General features: G+C 66.5%; 20 protein-coding genes, 1 tRNA gene and 1 pseudogene. 5 read left to right on the top strand and 17 right to left on the bottom strand.

Annotated features, from left to right (window positions below; all coding sequences use genetic code 11):
• Window positions 1-105 precede the first annotated feature (105 nt).
• Complete coding sequence (locus DQP56_RS14885; RefSeq protein ID WP_112686655.1) at window positions 106-1194, bottom strand: NAD(P)H-dependent amine dehydrogenase family protein; 1089 nt, start codon at window positions 1192-1194, stop codon at window positions 106-108.
• Window positions 1191-2282: a Rieske 2Fe-2S domain-containing protein gene (locus DQP56_RS14880; protein ID WP_112686654.1), complete on the bottom strand. Its 1092-nt coding sequence runs from the start codon at window positions 2280-2282 to the stop codon at window positions 1191-1193. Before DQP56_RS14880 ends, DQP56_RS14885 begins: the two co-directional genes overlap by 4 nt.
• 109 nt (window positions 2283-2391) lie before the next feature.
• Here DQP56_RS14880 and DQP56_RS14875 point away from each other — a divergent pair, with 109 nt between their 5' ends.
• Together DQP56_RS14875 and DQP56_RS14870 are read left to right on the top strand one after the other, a co-directional pair.
• The gene (locus DQP56_RS14875) at window positions 2392-3024 is read left to right on the top strand and encodes a TetR/AcrR family transcriptional regulator (protein WP_112686653.1); all 633 of its coding nucleotides are present in this window, start codon (window positions 2392-2394) and stop codon (window positions 3022-3024) included.
• A gap of 89 nt (window positions 3025-3113) precedes the next feature.
• Window positions 3114-3800 (top strand): cutinase family protein, encoded by a 687-nt coding sequence (locus DQP56_RS14870; protein ID WP_112686652.1) that lies wholly within the window; start codon window positions 3114-3116, stop codon window positions 3798-3800.
• A 4-nt stretch (window positions 3801-3804) separates the two neighbouring features.
• Here DQP56_RS14870 and DQP56_RS14865 read toward each other — a convergent pair whose 3' ends face one another.
• The 6 genes from DQP56_RS14865 to DQP56_RS14840 all read right to left on the bottom strand — a co-directional run bounded on the left by DQP56_RS14865 (window position 3805) and on the right by DQP56_RS14840 (window position 9694).
• A complete protein-coding gene (locus DQP56_RS14865; protein WP_112686651.1) occupies window positions 3805-4521 on the bottom strand; it encodes a DUF2652 domain-containing protein in 717 nt (238 codons plus the stop codon).
• Window positions 4522-4617: 96 nt separating this feature from the next.
• The gene (locus DQP56_RS14860) at window positions 4618-5388 is read right to left on the bottom strand and encodes a MerR family transcriptional regulator (RefSeq protein WP_112686650.1); all 771 of its coding nucleotides are present in this window, start codon (window positions 5386-5388) and stop codon (window positions 4618-4620) included.
• 9 nt (window positions 5389-5397) lie between these two features.
• A complete protein-coding gene (locus DQP56_RS14855) occupies window positions 5398-6882 on the bottom strand; it encodes a flavin-containing monooxygenase (protein ID WP_112686649.1) in 1485 nt (494 codons plus the stop codon).
• Between the two features lie 12 nt (window positions 6883-6894).
• Window positions 6895-7815, bottom strand: a complete 921-nt coding sequence (locus DQP56_RS14850) for a ferritin-like domain-containing protein (RefSeq protein WP_112686648.1) — start codon at window positions 7813-7815, stop codon at window positions 6895-6897.
• A gap of 29 nt (window positions 7816-7844) precedes the next feature.
• Window positions 7845-8705 (bottom strand): SDR family NAD(P)-dependent oxidoreductase, encoded by an 861-nt coding sequence (locus tag DQP56_RS14845; RefSeq protein ID WP_112686646.1) that lies wholly within the window; start codon window positions 8703-8705, stop codon window positions 7845-7847.
• A complete protein-coding gene (locus DQP56_RS14840; RefSeq protein WP_234825677.1) occupies window positions 8702-9694 on the bottom strand; it encodes an alpha/beta hydrolase in 993 nt (330 codons plus the stop codon). Before DQP56_RS14840 ends, DQP56_RS14845 begins: the two co-directional genes overlap by 4 nt.
• 341 nt (window positions 9695-10035) lie before the next feature.
• Here DQP56_RS14840 and DQP56_RS14835 point away from each other — a divergent pair, with 341 nt between their 5' ends.
• On the top strand, window positions 10036-10800 hold the full coding sequence (locus tag DQP56_RS14835; protein WP_112686644.1) for a PE-PPE domain-containing protein: 765 nt from the start codon (window positions 10036-10038) through the stop codon (window positions 10798-10800).
• A gap of 123 nt (window positions 10801-10923) precedes the next feature.
• On the opposite strand, the gene DQP56_RS14830 is transcribed toward DQP56_RS14835, so the two are convergent.
• From DQP56_RS14830 to mddA, 6 genes and pseudogenes are all read right to left on the bottom strand, one after another.
• Window positions 10924-12882, bottom strand: coding sequence for a phosphoinositide-specific phospholipase C-related protein (locus DQP56_RS14830; RefSeq protein ID WP_133258937.1), 1959 nt, complete (start codon window positions 12880-12882; stop codon window positions 10924-10926).
• Window positions 12883-13180: 298 nt separating this feature from the next.
• Window positions 13181-14053, bottom strand: coding sequence for a hypothetical protein (locus DQP56_RS14825; RefSeq protein ID WP_112686640.1), 873 nt, complete (start codon window positions 14051-14053; stop codon window positions 13181-13183).
• Between the two features lie 81 nt (window positions 14054-14134).
• Window positions 14135-14293 (bottom strand): annotated as a pseudogene (locus DQP56_RS14820) (helix-turn-helix domain-containing protein); the annotation flags it as partial.
• 184 nt (window positions 14294-14477) lie between these two features.
• Window positions 14478-15668 carry an IS481 family transposase gene (locus tag DQP56_RS14815; protein WP_112686638.1) on the bottom strand — a complete coding sequence of 397 codons (1191 nt, stop codon included), beginning with the start codon at window positions 15666-15668 and terminating at the stop codon, window positions 14478-14480.
• A gap of 110 nt (window positions 15669-15778) precedes the next feature.
• Window positions 15779-15855 (bottom strand) — tRNA-Ile (locus tag DQP56_RS14810).
• Window positions 15856-16319: 464 nt separating this feature from the next.
• Window positions 16320-17063, bottom strand: a complete 744-nt coding sequence (gene mddA, locus DQP56_RS14800; RefSeq protein ID WP_112686634.1) for a methanethiol S-methyltransferase — start codon at window positions 17061-17063, stop codon at window positions 16320-16322.
• A 113-nt stretch (window positions 17064-17176) separates the two neighbouring features.
• On the opposite strand from mddA, the gene DQP56_RS14795 reads away from it, so the two are divergent.
• On the top strand, window positions 17177-18049 hold the full coding sequence (locus tag DQP56_RS14795) for an alpha/beta fold hydrolase (protein ID WP_112686632.1): 873 nt from the start codon (window positions 17177-17179) through the stop codon (window positions 18047-18049).
• Here DQP56_RS14795 and DQP56_RS14790 read toward each other — a convergent pair.
• On the bottom strand, window positions 18042-18860 hold the full coding sequence (locus tag DQP56_RS14790; protein ID WP_112686630.1) for a carboxymuconolactone decarboxylase family protein: 819 nt from the start codon (window positions 18858-18860) through the stop codon (window positions 18042-18044). The two genes, DQP56_RS14795 and DQP56_RS14790, sit on opposite strands and share 8 nt — an antisense overlap.
• Before the next feature lie 38 nt (window positions 18861-18898).
• Here DQP56_RS14790 and DQP56_RS14785 point away from each other — a divergent pair, with 38 nt between their 5' ends.
• Window positions 18899-19903, top strand: a complete 1005-nt coding sequence (locus DQP56_RS14785) for a zinc-binding dehydrogenase (protein ID WP_112686628.1) — start codon at window positions 18899-18901, stop codon at window positions 19901-19903.
• Window positions 19904-19936: 33 nt separating this feature from the next.
• Here the strand turns inward: DQP56_RS14785 and DQP56_RS25585 are convergent, their stop codons facing one another.
• Complete coding sequence (locus DQP56_RS25585; RefSeq protein WP_112686626.1) at window positions 19937-21148, bottom strand: PPE family protein; 1212 nt, start codon at window positions 21146-21148, stop codon at window positions 19937-19939.
• 25 nt (window positions 21149-21173) lie between these two features.
• Window positions 21174-21813: PPE family protein, SVP subgroup (locus DQP56_RS14775; protein ID WP_435673867.1), on the bottom strand; the 640-nt coding region annotated here is incomplete at its 5' end.

Below are 21813 nucleotides of genomic sequence, written 5' to 3'. Positions count from 1 at the left end.
GCTGCCCGAAGGCAGTTCCGGCACGCCGCTGCCCGATTCGTCGGCTACGGCGGGCGGTTCGGCGGGGACACCGGCGCGTCCCTAACGCTCGGCCGCCCCGGCCGATCAGAGTTTGAAGCGGCCGGCGAAACCCCGCAACGGTAGGTCGGCACTGGTCAACAGGCCCGGACGGGCGGCCACCACCGAACTGATCGCGTTGAGTGCGGGCAGTCCGGTCACGGTCATCCCGATCGAGGCGAAGTTGTCCGGGTCGGACAGGTCGACGCCGGGCTTCGGCAAGATCATGTGCTTGTTGTACACGCACGGATCGCCGGTGACCCGGGTGATGTAGCAGCCCTTGATCTTCCAGTTCGGTTCGGTGTACGGGGTCATCTGCCATTCCAGGTGCGTTTCGACGCGGGGCACACCGTCGACCATGCCCTGGTACTTGATGTAGTTGCCGCCCAACGAACCCTTGGGCAGGGTGTACCAGCCCAGGTCGACGTCTTTGGTGCACACTCCCAGCTCGTAGCCGAAAGTGACCTCGTCGAGCGTCAGGTCGAAGCAGTCGGCCATCATCAGCACGCTGTCTGCGAAGACGCGGGTGAACTTCTCCAACTTGGCCGGGATCTCCGGATCATCGGCCGGCTGGCCGTAGCCGACCTCGATCCAGGTTTCCTTGGAGTGATGGCATGACACGTCGACCGATTCGATGGTGGTGACGTTCTCGATCTCGGCGACGTCGGCCGCAGCGACCACGCCCAGTATCTGGTTGAGCCCCGGGTTCATCCCGGTGCCGTAGAAGGTCGACCCGCCCTTTTCGCACGCCTCGGCCAGCAGTTGTGTCACCGGCTTCCCCGACGGGTGCGGGTGGTTGTGGTCCCGGTGCCAGCCGGTGATCCAGTCCGCGGTGGTGACGATGTTGATGCCCGCCTCCAGAACCTTGACGTAGAGGTCCTCGTCGGGGAACACGCCGTGGAAGGTCAGCACATCCGGTTTGGCGGCGATGATCTCCTCGACGGTCCCGGTCGCTATCACCCCGTTGGGCGAGGTTCCGGCCAGCTCGCCGGCGTCCTTGCCGATCTTGTCGGGTGAATAGCAATGCACGCCAACAAGTTCGAGATCGGGGCGGGGCGCGATCCGCTTGATCATCTCGGTACCGACATTGCCGGTGGCGACCTGGAACACGCGGATCGGTGCGTCGGATGCGGTCATGTGGATGAGCCTTTCTGGGCCGTGGCTTCAGCGACCTCGGCAGCACTGCCGCCGATGCCATCGGGATAGAACTGCTTGGCCCACTGCCGGATTGCGGTGAAGCCCTCGTATTCGGCGCTGGCCAGGGCCGGCGGGTCCGAATAGCGCTGGTGCGACCAGATGTGGATGTCCTGTTCGAATTGGCGGATCACTTCCCGCCCGAACTCACCCGCACGGGCCTCGGCGCGGCCGGGATCGCCGGGTTCATGCGGCGGTCCCAGCTTCGCCTCTCCTCCGTCGAGCCTCGCTGAACCGCCGGCCGGCGCGCGGCCGATGTAGACCATGAAACGCACGTCGGAGGTGGAATCGTCGACGGGGGTGATCGCCGAGATGGTGCGGTTGTCTATCATGCCCCAACTCTTGGTCACCGCGATGCCCAGACCGCCGTTGATGGCCTCCACCCCACTGTTGACATCTTCGATCCGCTGGCCGTCGTCGCCCTCGAAGGTGATGGTGAAGTCCACGTAGGACACCGGTTCGGCGAAGTCGTGGCGGGTGAACACCGGCACGATCGGGGTGCGGTGCACGTATTTGAAATGGGCGAAATCCACCCCGTTCTCGAGCACATACTGCGGGTGCATCTCGAGAGACTGCCGGAAAAGCCGCTGCTGCGGGTAATAGTCGGCGGCGGTGCGGTCATCGAAGCTGGCAAACACATCGGGCGGGTCGAAATACGGCTCGCGCCGGTCTACGTCATGCCAGATGTAGACCGACTCGTTGCGCTCGACGACCGGGTAGGTGCCGATCCGCCGGCCGCGGTTGGGCTTGTCCTGGTAGGGGATACAGACGTTGCGGCCCTGGGAGTTCCACTGCCAGCCGTGAAACGGGCACTGCAGCACCTCGCCGCAGACGGTGCCGCCGTAGCCCAGGTGCGCCCCGAGATGCTCGCAGTAGGCGTTCATCACGGTGAGCTGGCCGGATTCGGCACGCCAGGCGACCATCTCCTGATCGAAGTACTTCATGCTGTGCACCTCGCCGACACCGATCTCGTCGGACCAGGCGACCTGAAACCAGCCGGTCGGCTTCATCGACAGCGGCGGTTTAGCCATGCGCAGATGTCCTCTCTCCGAAGCCTCGACCGAGCCGACTTCCGCAGCATAGTTCGGCCCGCACCAGAATCATAGGGGGTGCTATGGAAACATTGCTAGGATTCCCGGGATGACGCAACCGGCGCCGCGGCGCAGCAACAAGCGGGGGCTGGCGACCCGTGAGGCGATGCTCGACGCCGCGGTGCGCTCACTGGCCACCGGCGACCCGGGCGCGGTGTCGGCGAGCCGGATCGCCAAGGAGAGCGGCGCCACCTGGGGTGCGGTGCAGTATCAGTTCGGCGACGTCGACGGCTTCTGGGCGGCGGTGCTGCACCGGACCGCCGAACGCCGCGATGCGGCGATGGCGGCATTCACGGGTGTGAAAACGAATGCGCCGCTGCGGGATCGGGTCGCCGCGATCATCGACACGCTCTATGACGGGTTGGCGTCACAGGACTCGCGGGCGATCGAGAACCTGCGCGCCGCGCTACCGCGCGACCACGGTGAGCTGGAACGGCTGTACCCGCGCACCGCGGCGGAGTTGTTCTCCTGGGGCAAAAGCTGGCTGCAGACCTGCCACAGTGCGTTCGCCGGTCTGGGGGTCGATCCACAGCGGGTGCGTGAGGTGGCCGCTCTCATTCCGGGTGCGATGCGCGGGCTGGTCTCCGAACGCCAGCTGGGCTCGTACGCCGATCTCGAGGAGGCCCGCCGCGGACTGACCAACGCGCTGGCGGCGTATCTCGAAGAGTCGCGGGGCAGCTGAGGCGGCGCGACGCCACCGCTGGACCAGGTACGTCGACCGAGCCGGAGCCGGTGGCGACAGTGGGTCGGCGGACCACTACTATCCACTTCGTGAGCGATTCCTCGGCCCGCCGATTGCGACTCACAAGTCGGGTCACTGTGCTGGCGGCAGCGCTGCTGACCGCCCCCGTCGTGATCCCCGCCGGGGCGCCCGGCGCGGTTGCCCCGGCCAGCGCGGCCTGCCCCGACGTCGAAGTGGTGTTCGCCCGTGGGCGTTTGGAATCACCCGGGGCCGGCGCGGTCGGCAACGCGTTCGTCAGCGCGCTGCGCGCCAAGACTTCCAAGAACGTCAGTCTGTATGCGGTGAACTACCCCGCTGACAATCAGATCGACCAGGGCGCCAACGACATGAGCGCCCGCATCCAGAACACGATCAACGGATGCCCGAACACCCGCATCGTGCCGGGGGGCTACTCACTGGGCGCCGCAGTCACCGACGTGGTGCTCGCCGTCCCCTTCTCGGCGTTCGGCTTCACCAATCCCCTGCCACCGGGTGCCGACGAGCACATCGCGGCGGTCGCACTGTTCGGCAACGGCAGTCAATGGGTCGGTCCCATCACGAACTTCAACCCGGTCTACAACGATCGGACCATCGAGCAGTGTCATGGCGCCGACCCGATCTGCAACCCCGCCGACCCGAATACCTGGCAGGAGAATTGGCCGCAGCACCTGGCCAGCGCCTATATCTCATCAGGGATGGTCAACGAGGCCGCGGACTTCGTCGCCGGAAAGCTGTAGCCGGTCAGCCCGCCGAGAGTTCGGGGGCGCCACGATCCAGACTGCGGAATCCCTCGCAGGGTTCCTTGGCCCCGATCAGGAATGGCAACCGGTTCCACCGCAGCTTCAGCCGGTTGCCCAGTCCCAGGGCGGTCGACGGTTGCACCGCCGATCGGACCAGACACATGTAGTACGTCGACTTCTGCCCCAGACCCTCGAACTCGTGGACCAGCGCCGTGCAGTCTCGGCGAATCGGTTCGTCGAGGCACTGCGCGACGGCGTCGGTCATCAGCACGTATTCCCGTATCGGCACTTGGTTTTTCAGCATCCGATGCACCAGGATGACATCGACGCCGGCCAACTCGGTGCGCCGCTTGACCTTATGCTCGGCCACTTCGCCCTGATGCGCGACGAACTTCAACGACAAATTCGTCAGCTGCTCGCAGCTCTCACAGCGGCATTCGCGGGCGTTGTCAAGGCGTGCCTGCCGATCGAGGAACGCCCGATGCATCCGGGCCAGCCGTTCACCGATCAGAAGTCGGGCATCTCCGTCGGGTGCCCAGAAGAACGCCGCGTCGCCCTCCAACTTCGCCAGCTTCATGCCCTTGGCGGCGTCGATGACCGACTCCAGCAGGGTGGCCACCGCCGTCTGTGCACACAGCAGGTTGCCCCGGTTCCAGTTCATGTAGGCGGTGTATCCGCCGATGTCGGCGATGACGAGCACCGCGCGCCGGATGGCCATGGACTCAGCATTCTAGTCCGGGCGGTCCGCTATAGCCAGGCTCGACCGGATGGCGCTACCGGGCGGGACCGCGGCCCGCGGCGCTACGCCGCAAGGTCAGCCGTTGTCCGCCGCGGGCGTGGCGCGCTCGTCGCTTTCCTGCCGGTATCGCCGCAACTCGGTGCGTACCGCCGCGTCGAACGCCCGGTCCAGGCTGGCGTGCGCTGCTCGTCGTGCCACCCGGCGCATGGCATCCACCAAGTCGGCGGCCCACGCGAGTTCGTCGTCGTTGGCGGGTAACCATCCAGCCCCTCGCTGGCGCACCACCTCCGAATGTCCGCTGCGGGCCAGCACGCCGGCCGCTTCGTCCAGTTTCTGGTCGACTTCGCCGACCGCGTTCAGCAGTGCCGGCAATGGCATACCGCGCGCGATCAGCGCGGCCAGGTCATCGACGAGGCGCAGATCGATCACCCGGTAGTTGTTCTCGGTGTCGCTGGGCTCGATCACCCCGTCTTCGACGAGCCGACGCAGCATCGGGGCGTCCAGGCTGCCGAGCCGCGTCTCCAGCTGTTCGCGGGACATGGTTTGCGACACCGGGTTCGACCACGGCGCTGTCACCAGCTCGCCCAGATCGGCCAGATCCAACACCGCGACCAGATCCTCGCCGCGTTGCAGACCGGTGAGGAACTTCAGGATGTGCTTGACCGTGAAGCCCTCGCCGAGCAAGCGAATGATCGCCTTCAGTTGCTTGAGGTGCCGGTCGGTGTAGATCGCGACCCGGCCCCGGCGCTGCGGTCGGGGCAGCAGACCGTTCTCCTGATAGACCCGAACGTTGCGGGTGGTCGTTCCCGCCTCCCGTGCGAGGTCGTCGATCCGGTACTCGGCCACCAGTGCAGCCTATGTGGTCAGAACCGGGTCGCGGCTGGTCTCCGCCACGGTGATCTTGAAGTCCTTCAAGTCAACCGTCTTGAGCTGGTTGACGTATTGGGTGGCAAACCCCGGGAACATCGTGGCGTTGAAGCCGTCCTCGGTCAGATACCAGCTCTGGCACCCGGAGTTCCAGGTGGTCGATTCCAGGCGGCGCTGAATGTCCTTGTTGTAGCGGGACTGCACTTCGGGCCGCACATCCAGCGATTTCCAGTCGAACTGCAGGAGTTTGGCTATTGCGGAGACGATGTAGTCGATCTGGGCCTCCATATAGACCAGGGCGGAGCTGTGGCCGGGACCCGAGTTCGGTCCGAAGGTGAAGAACAGATTCGGGTAGCCCGATACCGCCACACTGCGGTAGGCGTAGGCGCCAGCGCTCCATTCGGCGGCCAGCTCCCGCCCGTCTCGCCCGGTGATCGGATACGGGGTGCCGGCCTTGGGAACGTCGAAGCCGGTGGCGAACACGATGGCGTCGAACCGGTGCTCGATACCCTCGACAGTGCGGATGCCCTTGGGCGAGAGGCGGGCGATGGGCCAGGTCACCAGGGTGCAGTTGTCGGCCTGTAACGCCGGGTAATAGTCGCTGGTCATCAGCAGCCGTTTGCAGCCGGCGGAGAAGTCCGGCGTCAACTGCCGTCGCAGCCACGGGTCCTTCACCTGCAACCGCAGGTTGGCGGCACTGACCGCTTCGACCAGTCGGGTGAACGGGCTGTCCCACACCACGCCGAGGGCAACCGACTCATGACCCCAATACCAGGCGGCCCGCATCAGCTTCTCCGCCGCGGGCACGTTCTTGTAGACCCATTTGAGCGGACCGCTGGTCGAGGTGTTGACCTTGGGCAGCACCCAGCCCGGCGTGCGCTGGAACACCTTGACCGACTTGGCGACCTTGACGAGCTCCGGAATGATCTGCACACCGCTGGCGCCGGTGCCGATGACGGCGACCTTCTTGCCGGCGAAGTCGTAGTCGTGATCCCAACGGGCGCTATGGATCTTGCGGCCCTGGTAGTCGTCGATTCCGGGGATATCCGGGAGGCTGGCATTGGCCAGCGGGCCGGAGGCCACGATCACGGCACGGGCCCGCACCGGTTCCCGATCCTCGAAGTCGATCGTCCATTCGCCTGCCTCGGCGTCATAACCGAGCGCGGTCACGTTGTGCTGGAATCGGATATGTGGGGCGATCCCGGCGGACGCGACCATCCCGTCGATGTAATCGAGTATCTCAGCGCTACCCGAATACGTCTGCGACCAGTCGGGGTTGAGCGCAAAACTGTAGGAGTACAGCCGTGACGGGATATCACATTGCGCGCCGGGATAGGTGTTGTCCCGCCAGGTGCCGCCGACACGCGAATCACGTTCGAAGATCACGAAATCGGTGATGCCCTGATTTGTGAGGCGAATGGCGGCGCCGATGCCGGCGAACCCGGCGCCGACGATGGCTACAGATATCGTCATGCGGCTGCTCCTTCAGGCGACCGGCTCATAGGTCAGTTCCCGCGACCAACTCGGCTCGTGGCGGACCAATGACGCCGGGATGACGCCGGTGACCTTCACCAGCGAATCAGCCAGCCAGTGGTACTTCGAGCTGCGGTCGATCACCTTCTTGCCGTGCCAGGAGATCAACCGGTACATCGGGACCCGGCGGGCGAATGCGCTTCGTTCACCGACGTTTTGGAACCGGCGCATCGCCTGGTAGAGCCGTTCCTCATTGACGCCCATCGCCACGATGTTGTCGCGCATCTTGTTCAACAGCGGGAAGTAACTCAACGTCCCGACCACCAGCGCCGGGTTCAGCCAGTTGCCGACGAGCTCGACAGCCAGCTTGCGGATGCTGGCGTGGCCCAGGATGTCCATCACCTCGAAGTCGACCGCCAGATGACGCGACTCGTCGGCGTTGATACGCTTGAACACCTCTTGTGCCACCGGGTCTTTGACTTCATCGGTGATGAATTTGATCAGTGCGCCGTCGAGGGCCACTTCCAGCATCGGGATGACGGTGCCCAGAATCGACAACGACATGCTGTCGGAGAACTTGTCGAGCCAGGTGATCACCAGCTGCACGTTGACGCTCGGCGGCGGGACTTCGTCGTCCTCCAGCATGCCCCACCGTCGCATCAGCGCGAGCTCGGCGTTGGCGTGCTTCTGCTCCTCGGCATGGAAGTGCTCGTAGATGCTCTTCAGTGTCGGTGTCGGCGCCTTCTTGGCCAACGCGGCGAATCCCCGGGCACCAACGTTCTCGATCCACATCAGATCGATCATGAAGGGTTTGAGCTTGGCCCACAGCTCCGGCTCGATCAGCTCGGCTCCCGGGGCATCCCAGTCGATATCGACCAAGGCCCACTGCTTGTCTTTGATCTTCTGCAGCATGTCGTCCAGGTCCATCGCCATGATCGGCTGTATTCCTTTCGTGAGACGGTTCAGTTCTTGGGAAGGACGCGGCCGAGCAGGCCGGCGCCACGGGCATACAGCGCGGGGAAATGTCGCTTGAGGTGCCAGATGACGGTGGCGTCGAACTGTGGCACCACATACAGCCGCCCGCTGTCGTGCGCGTCCAGCGTGCGCACCGCGACACTGTCCGCGGACAATCCGGTCCAGCGGGCCAGCTGCTGGCTGAGGCTCATCGAGCCGGGAGTGATCCGGCCGTCGGTGAAGACGTTGGTCTTGACGAAGGTCGGGCACAACATGGTGACCGCGATGTCGGTCCCATCGAGTTCGGCGGCCAGCGTCTCCGACAGCGACATGACGCCGGCTTTGGACACGTTGTAGGCCGCCATCGAGGGCGCGGCAGCGAATCCTGCCGCCGATGCCACGTTGATGATCCCGCCGCGGCCGGCCTCGCGAAGGATCGGTGTGAAGATCTCACAGCCGTGGACCACCCCCCACAGGTTGATCCCGAGCGCCCATTCCCAGTCCTGGAAGCCGATGTCGCCGACCGGCTTTCCCCCGATGCCGACGCCGGCATTGTTGATCACCAGGGTCGGCGCACCGCCGAAGACCTCCAGGGCATGCCGGGCCAGCTGCTCGACTGCGGCACGGTCGGATACATCGCACTGCACCGCGTGCCCGGTGCCGGTGGGAAGCTGCTCGATCAGTGCCACGGTCTCGGCCGCGCGGTCGGCATCGATGTCGGCGCAGAGGACGTTGCCGCCGCGGCGGACCAGTTCCAGGGCGAAGGAACGTCCGATACCGCTGCCGGCACCGGTGATCACCGCCTTGGCCTTGACCGAGCGCCGGTCGGTCCGGAAGGCGTTGAGCACCGTGTCGATGCCGAAGGTCACGACACCCCCTCGAGGGTGTCGGATCGCTCGTCGCCGTAGGCATCGGCGATGAAGGCCGCCGCCCGCCGCAGCGCCGCTGCGGCTTCCGGCGCCAGCCGCGGCAGCGCTTGGAAGACGTGCACCATCCCCGGCCAGATCTCCAGGGTGCTGGTCGCGCCGGCCCGGCGCAGTTCGGCGTCCAGGTACCGTGCGTCAGCGCTGAGCATCTCGTATTCACCGACCTGAATGAGCGTCGGCGGCAGCCGATCCGCCCGGGCGAAGTCGAGCCGCAGGCGCGGGTCGGCCTGGTCATGTCCGCGCAGGTAGAGGCTCACCATCCGGCGCGCGGCGCGGGCCGACATGGCCGGGTCGCGGCGCACCGCTTCCTGCTGGAGGGCCAGCCCCAGGCTGAGGTCGATCAAGGGTGCGAACAGCACCACAGCGGCGGGCCGGAAATGCGGGTCATCGGCGTGGGCGAGCAGCATGTCACAGGCCAGGTGGCCGCCGGCGGAGTCCGCACCGATCACGATGTCGGATGCCGCATACCCCTGGGCCAACAGCCACCGGTAGCCGGCTTCGACATCGTCGGCTGCCGCGGGAAACCGGTGCTCGGGCGCCAGCCGGTAATCCACCACGAACATCGGTAGGCCGGTGGCCTGTGACCATCGCGCGACCAGCTTGCGGTGGGTCCGCGCCGAGCAGATCACGTAGGCGCTGCCGTGCACGTAGTAGCCGGCGCGCTTGCCGAACTCCACGCCCGGCCCGAGCACCCACTCCTCCCGCAACCCGGGCCCGGTCACCGGCACGATCCGTGTGCCGCCGGGCATCGAGCCGAACGCCGCCATGATGGTGGCGATCAACCCGCGTCCGAACCAGACACCGGGTCGATTCATCGGGATCGCGCTGGTGAGACATCCCAGCGTCCAGCGGGTGGCTGCGGCTGACAGCACCGCCCGCAGCGTCGCACGGGCGGGTATGGCGGGCAGCGCCGCGCCGTGGGGTTCCCTCACGGTCGAAATGACATCACCGATTGTGCCATTTGTCAATGGCATAGTTGGCCCGGGACAGACCCGATGGTCCTTTTCCATGGACGCTCGTCTGCTTATCTTCCGCTTATGTTCCAGAGGTCATTCACTTAGTGCATCAGCAGCCATGGCATCGGTAACCGGCGCGCGATTATTTCGATTCCGGGGATTAAATTGACGTCACCGGCAATAATCCGTGTGTCGGCAACCACTGCCGCCACAGCAGGATTCACATCTACACCGGGGAGGTGTCGGTCGATGCATTCACATGCCGAGCAAAACAGCCGGACGACACATCTGGGATCTTTGCAAAAAAAGGGGGAGCTATGAAGCGACTGATAATCGGCGCCGCGCTGTGTGGCGCCGCGATGGCATTCGCTGGCACAGCCAACGCGGCCGACGAGAATAAGTACGATTTCCTCTACGGCTCGGACGAGGCGCTAGTCCTGGGCCCGACCGGCATCGGGACACCGAGTGCCAACTACATCAGCAATGGGATCGACCTGTACCTCGAGCCGCTGGGTTACGAGGGCACCGTTGAGTCGTCGCACGCGCTGACGCTGCCCAACTCCTTTGACTTCCTGGACAGCGTTCCGGGCGGCGAAAAGGTCCTTATCGAGGCGGTCCTGGCCGAGTACAACGCCGGCGCAATGGGCTGCGACGATGCGGGTGTGTGCAGCGACCCGCTGACCATCTTCACCTACTCCCAAAGCAGCCTGATAGCCGCTCACGCCCAAGACGACCTGGTGAAAGCCGGCGTCCCCGAGGACGCGTTACGTTTCGTGATGCTCGGCGCCACCCCCGCCGCCGTCCCCACCAACATGTATCCCACCGAGGTATTCAACATCGACGGCGACATCTACACGACGCACTCGTTAACCAAGAGCTGGTTCGACCTGCTGATGGGGAACACCAACTGGCAGGACGTGCTGTACGGGTTGGCAGTCCACAATGCCTACTTCGGGTTGACGCCGGATCAGATCGACGCGGCGGATTCAGTTACCCAGGGACTGACCACGTTCAACGAGATTCCAGAACTCAGCTTCCCCGAGCTGTTCCAAGCGCTGTTCAGTGCGTTCTTCAACGTGTAACCACACAGCCGCTTGACCCGCACGGCGGCAAGCGCGACGCCAGACGCCGGTGACGCGATTGCCGAACCACGACGGGATGATGTGGTGATTCCGGCCGCCGAGCCGCGGCCGGAATCACCGCAGTCAGGACACCCGGCCCGGGAACTGCGCGACGGGTATCGGTAGCGGCGGCAGACCCGGCGTGGCCGGTCTGAGCGGTGCCGACGGTGTTGGCGGGGGCGTCGCTCCCATGGTCCAGTTCCCATCGTTGCCGGCGGTGTAAGCCAGCCATACCCGGTCGACACCCGCCTGGGCCTTGGCCGCTTTGAGCAGTTCGTTCTGATATCCGGTGCGCGGTACCGCGAACCCGCCCTGGCCGACGCACCCCAGGGCGCCGCCGGCGAATTGACCGGCGCCGGGGCTGATGTGCCAGCCGTCAGGGCCCTGGCAGGCGTAGCGCAAGAACTGGCCGCAGGACTCGGCCTGGAAGCGGCCGTCGCCATTGTGCACGGCGCATTGCTGGGCGGAGCCCGACAGCGGTTGACCGTAGGACCAGCTCCACACGAAACCCGCCAGCTGATCGGCATGTGGGTCCACGAAGTTCGGGCCGGGCGCGTTGGCGCCGCAACGCATCATCTCGTGGATCTGCTCAGCCGTCATCGGCAGCAGGTTGCCCCCGCCGGCGAGCACGTCGACCAGCGTGTTGGAGTCGAAGAACCGCGTATAGGAACTCTCGAACTGCGTCCTGGTGAAGTAGCAGTCGGGGAACTGCACGGTGACCGGCATACCCTTCTCCACCACGTTGCTGTCGTTGAAGCCGAGCACATCCCACCCCGGATCGTGGCCGCACCCGCTGGTGTAGAGCAGCACCTGCTTGCCCGTCGCCCGGATCTGGGCCAAGCTCACATGCAGCGGGATGGCCTGGGTCTCACAGGTGGCACCGGGCTGCACCTGCTCGGGACGGAACAACAGGTCACGCCCCGAGGTGGTGCCCAGAGTGCTCTCAATGACCGCGGCTCCGGCAGGCAGCGACTTGCTGATGTCGTCGACCGGATCGTCGAGCCGGTTCTCCACGTACAGGATGATCACCGTCTCGGGGTGGGCGTCCAACCAGCGGCGGATCTCCTGCAGGCCGGATGCCGCGGTCCGTTCGAAGGTGCAGCCCAAGTGGTTGTCGAAGCCGTGGCACAGGATCGGCGCGTACCCGCCGGGGGCGCCGAGGCTGGGGTACCAATGTAGGTCGAGCTCAAGGAAACGCATGTCCAGGTCGAGCTGGTGGACCATCGAGTACAGCTGGTCGGGGTCCATTCCCGACAACGTGGGCGGGATGTTGGCATTCGTGTAGTTGAACGAGTTGTGGGTGGCCGGTATCTGGGCCTCCCCCAGCGGCACGGTTAGGCCCAGCTCATACTGCTGGACCAGCGCCCGGTGCACCGGACCGGCCAGGTAGTTCTGTACGGACCGATCGCCGATGGGGCTACCGTTGCGCAGCGCGCAGTAGTCGATCGGGCCGTTGACCGCCCGGCACTGGCTGGCCACCAGTTGCGCCGCCGCGTCAAGCGTCTTGCACGTCACCGCGAGTTGTCCGGTGACGACGTCGAAGCAGGCGCTGATCAACCCGTGCTTGTTGCCACCGAACCAGCTGCACGCCTCGACCGAGCCCACCGTGCTGCAGGCCTGCACCAGCGGATCGGTGAGGTCACCGATCGCCGTGCACACCGGGGTGAAGGCCGGACCCAGATCGGTGCAGGCGGTGGCCAGCGAGGGCGGCGCCGAATTACGGGCCAGCACGTGGATGGTGACGGTGGCCGGTGTCGAGTACGAGCTGCCGTCGGTGGCGGCGTAGCTGAAGGCGTCGACGCCGACGTAGCCGTTCGCCGGAGTGTAGGTGAACGTGGCACCGCTGACCGTCGCCGTGCCGTACGCGGGTGCGGTGACGATGGCGTACTGAGTTGCCGGGCTCGCCGGGGCGGCAACCAGGCCGGCGGTCACCGGAGCGGCCGTGGTGGTCACGGCCACCACGTGCTGCGCCTGGGCGATCGCCGCCGACGCCATGGGCGGCAACCCGGCCGCAACTCCGGTGCCGCCGAGAAGTACTGCCAACACTGCGATTACAGCGGTCCACCGCCGGCGGCGTGTTGCGACACCTCCAGTGGCGATCGACCCGACGCGACGCCGCGGACGCGCAACTGCGGACCCACCGACCACGGACCAGACTCCTCATTCGGCTACGACACCGACTCACGCGCTCGCGACACCCGCGCAATGCCCGTAACAATGCGGTCCAAAAATCACGCAAGTAACACGACATGGTCACGGATGCAGCCCAATGGGTTCTTCGGATTAACTTGATCTCCGATCGCGGCATCTCGTGCCGGAACCCACACAAGCACAGGGTGATTCAGAGGTCGGGCAGCAGGGCGCCAGGGTCGCCCACGTCGATGTCCCCGAAATCCGGCGCCGGCGAGTCGTCAATCGGCGTATGCGGCGCGCCGATCGACTCCGCGACGGCGCGCGGCAGATAGTTCAGCAGCGCGTCGACCAAGCCCGTATGGTTCACATCCTGAAAAGGCATGAGAATGCCTGCCAGACCCGGGCTTTCGCTGTTCAGGTAGGCGTTGAGGAGTTGGGCGGGTGCGCCGACCAGCCCGACCAGCGCGCCGGTGAGATCCCCGGCCGACAGGTCCTCGATGAAATCGTGGGCGATCGTCTCGATCTCGGTGACGGCGGCCTGCAGGGAGCTGAGCGCGGCAAGGCCGACCGGCACCTGCAGCGCGTGAAGGGCAGCCGTCGCCGCATTCACGATGTTTCCGGCGATCTCGATGGGAATCGCCACCAGCCGGTCCACCAGCCCGAAGACCGGAAAGGCACTGAGCACGATGATGATCGCCTCCGCCACGGCACCCACGATGTCCTCCGACGAGATGGCGTCGAACAGGGTGTCAAGCTGGTCGGGCAAGTTGATCACCCCGTCGACGAACGACGAGAAGGTGGCATCGAACGCGTCGAACGTCGCCTGCAGGTAGCCGAATCCGTTGGCGAACAATTGGACGACGACCGGCAGCGGGTCCTCCACCCAGTGGCCAGCGAGGGCGCCCAGGTTGTCGACGGTGTTGGTGAACAGGTCGACATACGGTTCGAGTGGGCTGGCGGCCAGCTCGGCCGCGCGCACGACGACGTCAGTTCGCGGCGTCACCGCGAGCGGTGCGATGAGGGCGCCGGTAGCCAGCGTCGCGACGCCGACGGTGAGACGGAAGGGACTGACTGTTCCCACAACACTCATTTCGTTACAGGTGCCACTACGGTAACTCTGGACACGGTGGTCAGTCGTGGGAATGCGGGTTTACTGGCCCTTGAGCCCTTCGAAGCCCTCGGCTTCATACCGGGCCAGCCAGCCATGCATCGTCTGCCGCGACACATTCGCCTTTCCAGCGGCCTGCGCCACCGAAAGCCCATCGGCAATCACCGACAACACCGCTTGATACCGCTGCTCAGCCACGCTCAACTCCCTCATCCAGGGAGTGTCAAGGATCAACCGAAGTAACTGTCAAGCATCAGCCGAAACACTGTCAGGCATCACCCGAAGCCGAAACGTCAACCATCACCCGACGTAATACACAGAGATGGTGGGGCTGTTGAACTTCGGGTGATGCTTGACCGATCGTCTTCGGTTGATCCTTGACACTCCAGGTTAGTGGTCAGGCCTGTTCGCGGCTGCGGAAGGCCCGTTTGTTTCTTACCTCACCACGGCTGGTGCGGGCGGCGGTCTTGACCAGATCATCGCCGATGAAAAACCGCAGCAGATCCCCGTCGACATGGACATCGCAACGCGAGCCGGCATGATGGGCTCCCACGCTGACTTGCTGCCATGCCACGCTGACGACGCCGTTGGTGGTGACCCGGCGCGACACCCAGTCATCACCGCCGCGGTCGGTACCGGCCGCACTCGATGGGCTCGCGACCGCAGCGACGGTCACGCCCGCGCTGAACCGCTCAGCAGGGGGCACCATGGCGATGGCTTGGTGGGGCCGGACGGTGTTGTAGTAGCCAACCCACTCGTCCAAGGCCTGCTGAGCACGTTTCAGGGTAGCGAAAGGCTTTCGGTCGCTGAGGAACTCAGCACGCAAACTGCGATGGAAACGCTCAATTTTGCCCGTCGTCGTAGGACTGCGCGGTTGAGTCAACAGATGCTCAACACCGTGTTGGCGACAGATCGCATCGAAGAGCACCTCCACCGGCGGATGATGAAACCGCCCGGTGAACACCTTGCCGTTATCGGTCAAGATCTGCTCGGGTGCCCCATAGCGATCCAGTGCCGCGCGCAGCCCATCGCAGACCGCCCGGGTACGTTCCCGCGGCATCAAGTGCGCACTGATACACATCCGGGAATGGTCATCGATACCGGTCAATGCCTTGGCGCTGGTGCCATCGGCCAGCGGGAACCCGCCGACGATATCCATCTGCCACAGCTCCATCGGAGCGCTACGCTCCCAGCGTTTCCATTTCCGCGACCGCCGCTGCCGCGACTCGGCATCGATCAAGGCGGCCCGCACCAGCGCCCGATAGACCGCCGACTCCGACGGCAGCGGCCTCACATCCCGCTTATCCAGCTCGAACACCAACCGCCGCGGCCCCCAATACGGCCGCGACCGCCGCAACTCCAACACCACCGCCTCAACCTCGGCCGGCATCTGATGCGGACAGTTCACCGGCCGATGCGACCGGTCCTTGAGCCCTTCGAAGCCCTCGGCTTCATACCGGGCCAGCCAGCCATGCATTGTCTGCCGCGACACATTCGCCTTTTCAGCGGCCTGCACCACCGAAAGCCCGTCGGCGATCACCGACAACACCGCTTGATACCGCTGCTCAGCCACGCTCAACTCCCTCATCCAGGGAGTGTCAAGGATCAACCGAAGTAACTGTCAACCATCAGCCGAAACACTGTCAGCCATCACCCGAAGCCGAAACGTCAAACATCACCCGACGTAATACACAGAGATGGTGGGGCGGGCGGGGCTCGAACCCGCGACCAACGGATTATGAGTCCGCGGCTCTAACCGACTGAGCTACCGCCCCAGGCACCAACTAGCTGCGGATGACCGTCCCGCAAGGTCGTCGGTCGGCGTCGGCGCGAGGCCTTCGCACGACCAAGAGATTAGCGCGCGGGATGACCGCCGACCACGCCCCGGTGCGCCGCAACCGTCCGACGTTCACCTCCGTGGCGGCTGATGGGCGCTGCCGAGCGCTTGGGGATGCTGCGGCAGATCCATGCCGGCCAGCCGCGCCGCGCGCCCCCTGGCCTCGGCGAACCGCCTCGGCGATCGCGGAGGATCCCGTCATGACCGCCACCCCGCGCAGCGTGTGTTGACGGCATGTGATGTCGGGACCGCGCACCCGCAACAGGGCGTCGAAATCGCCTCCCTGCGCGGCCGCCAGGAAGGCGTCGACGCCCCTCCCGCTGCGCCCGCCGGTCCCCGTCGGCTGCGGCACGTCCGGCAGCTTGCGGCGCGGGCGGTTCCTCCTGCAGCCGTTCGCCTGAACTACCGCGACGCGACGTCGTGCCTGGGGACCGGAATCAGCATCCGCACCCGGCGACGGTATTGCTGATACTCCTCACCGAGCATCCCCGACAGATCCCGTTCCTCCAGCTGCAGCGCGATCAGGATGTAGCCGGTGCTCGCCGCCGCGAACAGCAGGTGGCCGGCGGTCATGGTGGGCGCGGCCCAGAACGCGATCACGAACCCCAGCATCAGTGGGTGGCGCACCACCCGGTACAGCGCCAAGGCGCGGAAACCAACCGGCTGGTAGGGCTGTTCGCGCCACGCGAGGTAGACCTGGCGCAGCCCGAACAGGTCGAAGTGGCTGATCATGAAGGTCGATGCCAGCGCGATCGCCCACCCGATCCAGAACAGCACCCACAGCGCGGTCCGTCCCACCGGCGACGCGACATCCCAGATGATCGCCGGGATCGGACGCCACTGCCAAAACAGCAGGGCCAGAACGAGGTTCGACGCCAGAACGTAGGTGCTGCGTTCGATATCCGGCGGTACCCGTCGCGTCCACCATCGCTTGAACGCCGGTCGCGCCATCACACTGTGCTGCACCGCGAACAAGCCCAGCAACAGCACGTCGATCACGATCGCGCGGCCGGTCGGCGCCGCCAGGCCGTGGTCCACGGTGCGCGGCACCACGAAGTCGCCGACGAAGCCGACGGCGTAGAGGAAGACCGCCAGGAAGACCAGATAGTTGAGCACCGCGTAGGCCAGTGCGAGAAATCGGGCCATGGCGCCCTCCCCAGCCGGTGAGGCCCCCATCCTAGTCCGGAAACAAGCAGCTCAACAAGGGTTTTTGTCGGGCAGTTGAGCAGCGCCCATCGGCACCGGCTTACGATCCCACCATGACCGCGGAAACGTTCGTCACCCGCACCCCCGGCGATGTCCGGATCATCGCCGACCGTCACGGTGACCCCGAGGCACGCGCGGTGGTGTTCCTGCACGGCGGCGGCCAGACCCGGCGCTCGTGGGCCCGCGCAGCCGCCGCGGTGGCCGAGCGTGGCTGGCAGGCCATCACCGTCGACCTCCGTGGCCACGGCGAATCGGATTGGGCGAGCGAAGGCGACTACCGGCTGGTCAGCTTCGCCACCGACGTTCACGAGGTGCTGCGCACGCTGCCGCCGGATCCGGTGGTGGTCGGTGCCTCCCTGGGCGGGTTCACCGCGATGCTGCTGGCCGGCGAGCTGGCGCCCGGTGCGGCCAGCGCGGTGGTGCTGGTCGACATCGTGCCCAACATGGACGCCGCCGGCGCCGAACGGATTCAGGCGTTCATGGCCGAGCGGATGAATTCGGGTTTCGGCTCACTCGACGAGGTCGCCGACGCGATCGCCGCCTACAACCCGCACCGGCCCCGCCCCGCCGACCTGGAGGGGCTCACCACCAACCTGCGCCGCCGGGGAGACCGCTGGTATTGGCACTGGGACCCGAAGTTCGTCAGCGGCTCAGACGAGTTCTCGCCGCTTGAGATCCACGACGTCGACCGGCTCAACGCCGCGGTGGCCAATATCCTCAACGACGGCGTGCCGATGCTGCTGGTGCGCGGCCAGCTCAGTGACCTGGTCAGTGCCGAGAACGCCGAGCTGTTTCTGGCCCGCTTCCCGCAGGTGGAGTTCATCGACGTGGCCGGTGCCGGGCATATGGTCGCCGGCGACCGCAACGACATCTTCGCCGACGCGATCCTGGGCTTCCTCGCCCGTCACACCGACACAGTCAGCTGAAGACGGTCTGGCCATCCGCGTTGAGCAGGTAGGGCTCGGTTCCCTCGGCCACCCGCGGAGCGTCGGCGCCGAGTGAGACCGCGATCTTGTTGCCGGCGTTACGCATCACATCCAGTGTCAGCTCGATGATCTGGTCGTCGGTGAAGTGCCGGCGCACCCCGGCCGCGACGTCGGCGTCGATGCACGCCGGTGTCCAGATCAGCGCGTCGACGTAGCGCAGCGCCGCTTTCTGCGACTCGCTCAGCATCCGGGAGGACTCGAAGCGTTCGATCTCGTCGTAGAGCGACTCGGATCCGCCGGCGTCCAGGGCGGTCGTCTCCCGCAGCGACTTGCACAACCGGCAGTTGTGCTGGGCCGCACCGCGCAACCGGACCACCTCGGAGGTCACCGCGTCCAACGACCGCAGCCTCGCCACGGCAGGCATGAACCGGTTGAACAACGCGTCGCCCGGGTGGCTGAAGTGATCCCACACGATCGTCTCCGGCCACGACACCGAAACACCCACCGCTTCCAGCCCGGCACGCACCCGCGGCACGAAGTCCGCGATGTACATCTGCACGACGGCGTCGAACGCCTTGTCCCCCATGGCATCCCTCAGCCGGTCGCGCTGGGCTTCGGTGATCACCGAAACGTCGACGCTGAACTGTTCGGCGAACTCTGCCACCGCCGGATCGGCACCGGCCTGATCACCGACCACCTCGGCCGGCAGCGGCGGCAAGCCCAGCGTGCGGGCGCACACCGCCCGCACCGCTGCGCCGACGGCACCGCCCGACAACGCCACCAACGCGTTCAGCTCAGCGAGAATGTCCATGCCAGGATTATGGACCGAACCGCAATAGGCTGAAACCCGTGCGCGTCGTCGTCATCACCAAACACGGACCTCCCTCGGTGCTCGAAGTGCAGGATCGCCCCGATCCGCCACCGCCGTCGAGCGGCCAGGTCCGGATCGCGGTGCGTGCGGCCGGGGTGAACTTTGCCGACCACCTCGCCCGGGTCGGGCTGTACCCGGATGCGCCGAAGGTGCCCAGCGTGGTCGGTTACGAGGTGGCGGGCACCGTCGAAGCGGTCGGCGAGGGTGTGGACCCGGCCCGGGTCGGCGAGCGGATCGTGGCCGGCACCCGATTCGGCGGTTACGCCGAGCTCATCAACGCCGACGCCGCCGACACCGTGCCGCTGCCACCGTCGATGAGCTTCGAACAGGGCGCTGCGATACCGGTGAACTATGCGACGGCGTGGGCGGCGCTGCACGGCTACGGGTCCCTGCAGGCCGGCGAACGCGTGCTGGTGCATGCGGCTGCCGGCGGCGTCGGTATCGCGGCGATCCAGCTGGCCAAGGCCGCCAGCGCCGTTGTAGACGGGACCTCGTCACCTGGCAAGCATGGTCAGCTCGAGGCCCTCGGCATCGACCGGGCCATCGACTACCGACGGACCGGCTGGTGGAAAGGGCTGCCGCCCTACGACGTCGTGCTCGACGGGCTCGGCGGTACCTCGCTGCGGCGGTCGATGGCGTTGTTGCGTCCCGGCGGACGGCTTGTCGCCTATGGGCTTTCATCGCTGCAGCGGGGCGAGAAGCGATCGCTGCGCCGGGCGGCCCCGCAGGCGCTGGCGATGCTGCGGGGTTTCAGCCTGCTTACGCAGATGGAGCAATCCAAGACGGTGATCGGCCTGAACATGTTGCGGCTGTGGGACGACCGCGGCACGCTCGGACCCTGGATCGCACCACTGTCGCAGGCGCTGGCCGACGGTACCGCGGCGCCCATCGTGCACGCCGCGGTGCCCTTTGCCAACGCCCCGGAAGCCCACCGCATCCTGGCTGCGCGGGAGAACGTCGGCAAGGTGGTGCTGGTGCCCTGAGCCGGACGCACGACGACGGCGCTAACCCCGTGCTTACCCCGCCGCAGGTGGCCGCGGCATCCAGAAGCGCCGATCCCGCATACGAAACACCGCGGTCCCGCGGGTGTGCGACGCACCACGGTCCATCGGCCCCAGCACGCCCGCCGGGGGGTGGCCCGCGGGGGGCCGCGACCCGTTGGCCGGCTCTGCGGCTATCGCAACGGTCGCCGGTCGCGGTGATCGCGCTGCCGGGTCGGTGGTGTTCGCCGCCTGCGTTGCCGTCAACCAGTGCTGCGGCACCGACAGCCGTCCCACCGGCGCCGCCTTGCCCGCACCCGCCAGCACCGCTGCCGGAACACCCGTCGGGGCGCTTCGGAGTGCATCGTCCACGAAAACCGTGTCGGGCGGCGCGGCCGCGGCGGCCGCTTGGTCTTGTGCATTCAAGATCGCCATCCCGAAGATGCCCTGCGACCCGGTCGTGAAGACCACCTGTTGAGCTACGCTCAGCACCCCCAACGACGGGCCAAAAGCAGCCACTTGGGCGATTATCGGCACCGACGCCGGCGGCACCGCCTGGGCCACGCTCACCGGCGGTGACTGCGCCGTTGCTGCGGTAAGAATCTGTGACGGCTGTTGGCTACCGGAAACCAGCTCGCAGAGAAGCAGTTTCGTATCTTGCGTGACAGCCTCGGCGACAGCGCGTGCCGCCGCGGCGTGCTGGGTGGGCTGGCCGCCCGGGTCGGTGGTCTGCGGCGGGTGTTGAAACCGCGCCGGCGTGCTCGCCTGCGCCGAGCCTGCAGCGTAGCCATACATCGCGGCAGCGTCCTGAGCCCACATCTCGGCGTAGAGAGCCTCGGTGGCCGCGATCGCCAAGGTGTTCTGCCCGAAGAAATTCGTGGCCACCAGCGTCGCCAGCTGGGCACGATTGGCCGCCACCGCCGCCGGCGGCACGGTCGCGGCGAACGCCGCCTCGTAAGCGGCCGCCACCGCCCGGATCTGCGCTGCGGTCTGTTCGGCATGACCCGCGGTCGCCGTCGCCCACGCCATATACCGGGAAGCGGCCGCCGCCATCGCGTCCGAGGCTGGACCCGACCAGTGCTGCCCCTGCAGTGTCGAGATCGTTGCGGAGTAACCGGTTGCCACCGACTCCAGTTGCGCGGCGATGCCGTCCCAGGCCGCTGCCGCCGCCAGCATCGGCCCCGACCCCGGACCGGAATACATTCGGGTCGAATTGATCTCGGGTGGCAGGGCACCGAAGTCAAACATCGAACGGCCCGTTCGAGCGCATCGGCTAGCCGCCAAAGGACGGGCGCGGCATCTTGAAGCGGTCAGGTGCGACGCGTAAGGCGCCGGCGACCGACTGGCGCCCCACCGCACCGGCCATCATTGCCGCCATCGGCCCCATGCCCATCGCCGGAGCGGCACCGGGAACGTCAGCCATCACACCGTCCGGCGACACATCGGGAAGATCGGTATCCGCCAGCCACACCGGGTCTTCACTAGCGGCCCCAGCCGGGGTGGCGTCGGCCCACGCCGGCGGCACCGACAGCTGCCCCACCGGCGGCGTATCGCCGCCCATGTGCGCGAGTACGGCATGGCGACCGCCGGCAGGCTCCGGCACCGGTGCCGCTTCCTTGGCCAGGACCGGCGCGGCCGCCCCGGCCGCGCCCACACCGGCGTTGCCATGGGTGATCAGATAGGCGTTCCCCGCCAACGCGAAGGAGCCGACCGCCGAGACCGTGCGCGCGGTCTGCAAGCCGAATGAGGCGGGCCCCAGCAGGATGTTCACCGCCTCGATCCCGGCCAGCGGCAGCAAGGCGTCTACCTGCGCCGGCATTGCTGCGGCCGCCCCGGTCGACAGGCCGCCAAGCTGCTGCGGCAACTCCGCAAGCAGTTGCGGCAGCAAGCTCTGCGAGTTCGACGCAACTGCT

Source organism: Mycolicibacter senuensis, from assembly GCF_003284925.1.
In the GTDB taxonomy this organism is placed as follows: Bacteria; Actinomycetota; Actinomycetes; order Mycobacteriales; family Mycobacteriaceae; genus Mycobacterium; species Mycobacterium algericum_A.
This window is presented reverse-complemented; position numbering and strand designations above follow the sequence as displayed.

Bases quoted from the DNA above. Each gene is read 5' to 3' on its own strand.
- DQP56_RS14885 (WP_112686655.1), bottom strand. From the start codon at position 1,194: ATGACCGCATCCGACGCACCGATCCGCGTGTTCCAGGTCGCCACCGGC.
- DQP56_RS14880 (WP_112686654.1), bottom strand. From the start codon at position 2,282: ATGGCTAAACCGCCGCTGTCGATGAAGCCGACCGGCTGGTTTCAGGTC.
- DQP56_RS14875 (WP_112686653.1), top strand. From the start codon at position 2,392: ATGACGCAACCGGCGCCGCGGCGCAGCAACAAGCGGGGGCTGGCGACC.
- DQP56_RS14865 (WP_112686651.1), bottom strand. From the start codon at position 4,521: ATGGCCATCCGGCGCGCGGTGCTCGTCATCGCCGACATCGGCGGATAC.
- DQP56_RS14855 (WP_112686649.1), bottom strand. From the start codon at position 6,882: ATGACGATATCTGTAGCCATCGTCGGCGCCGGGTTCGCCGGCATCGGC.
- DQP56_RS14850 (WP_112686648.1), bottom strand. From the start codon at position 7,815: ATGGCGATGGACCTGGACGACATGCTGCAGAAGATCAAAGACAAGCAG.
- DQP56_RS14835 (WP_112686644.1), top strand. From the start codon at position 10,036: ATGAAGCGACTGATAATCGGCGCCGCGCTGTGTGGCGCCGCGATGGCA.
- DQP56_RS14815 (WP_112686638.1), bottom strand. From the start codon at position 15,668: ATGAGGGAGTTGAGCGTGGCTGAGCAGCGGTATCAAGCGGTGTTGTCG.
- mddA (WP_112686634.1), bottom strand. From the start codon at position 17,063: ATGGCCCGATTTCTCGCACTGGCCTACGCGGTGCTCAACTATCTGGTC.
- DQP56_RS14795 (WP_112686632.1), top strand. From the start codon at position 17,177: ATGACCGCGGAAACGTTCGTCACCCGCACCCCCGGCGATGTCCGGATC.
- DQP56_RS14790 (WP_112686630.1), bottom strand. From the start codon at position 18,860: ATGGACATTCTCGCTGAGCTGAACGCGTTGGTGGCGTTGTCGGGCGGT.
- DQP56_RS25585 (WP_112686626.1), bottom strand. From the start codon at position 21,148: ATGTTTGACTTCGGTGCCCTGCCACCCGAGATCAATTCGACCCGAATG.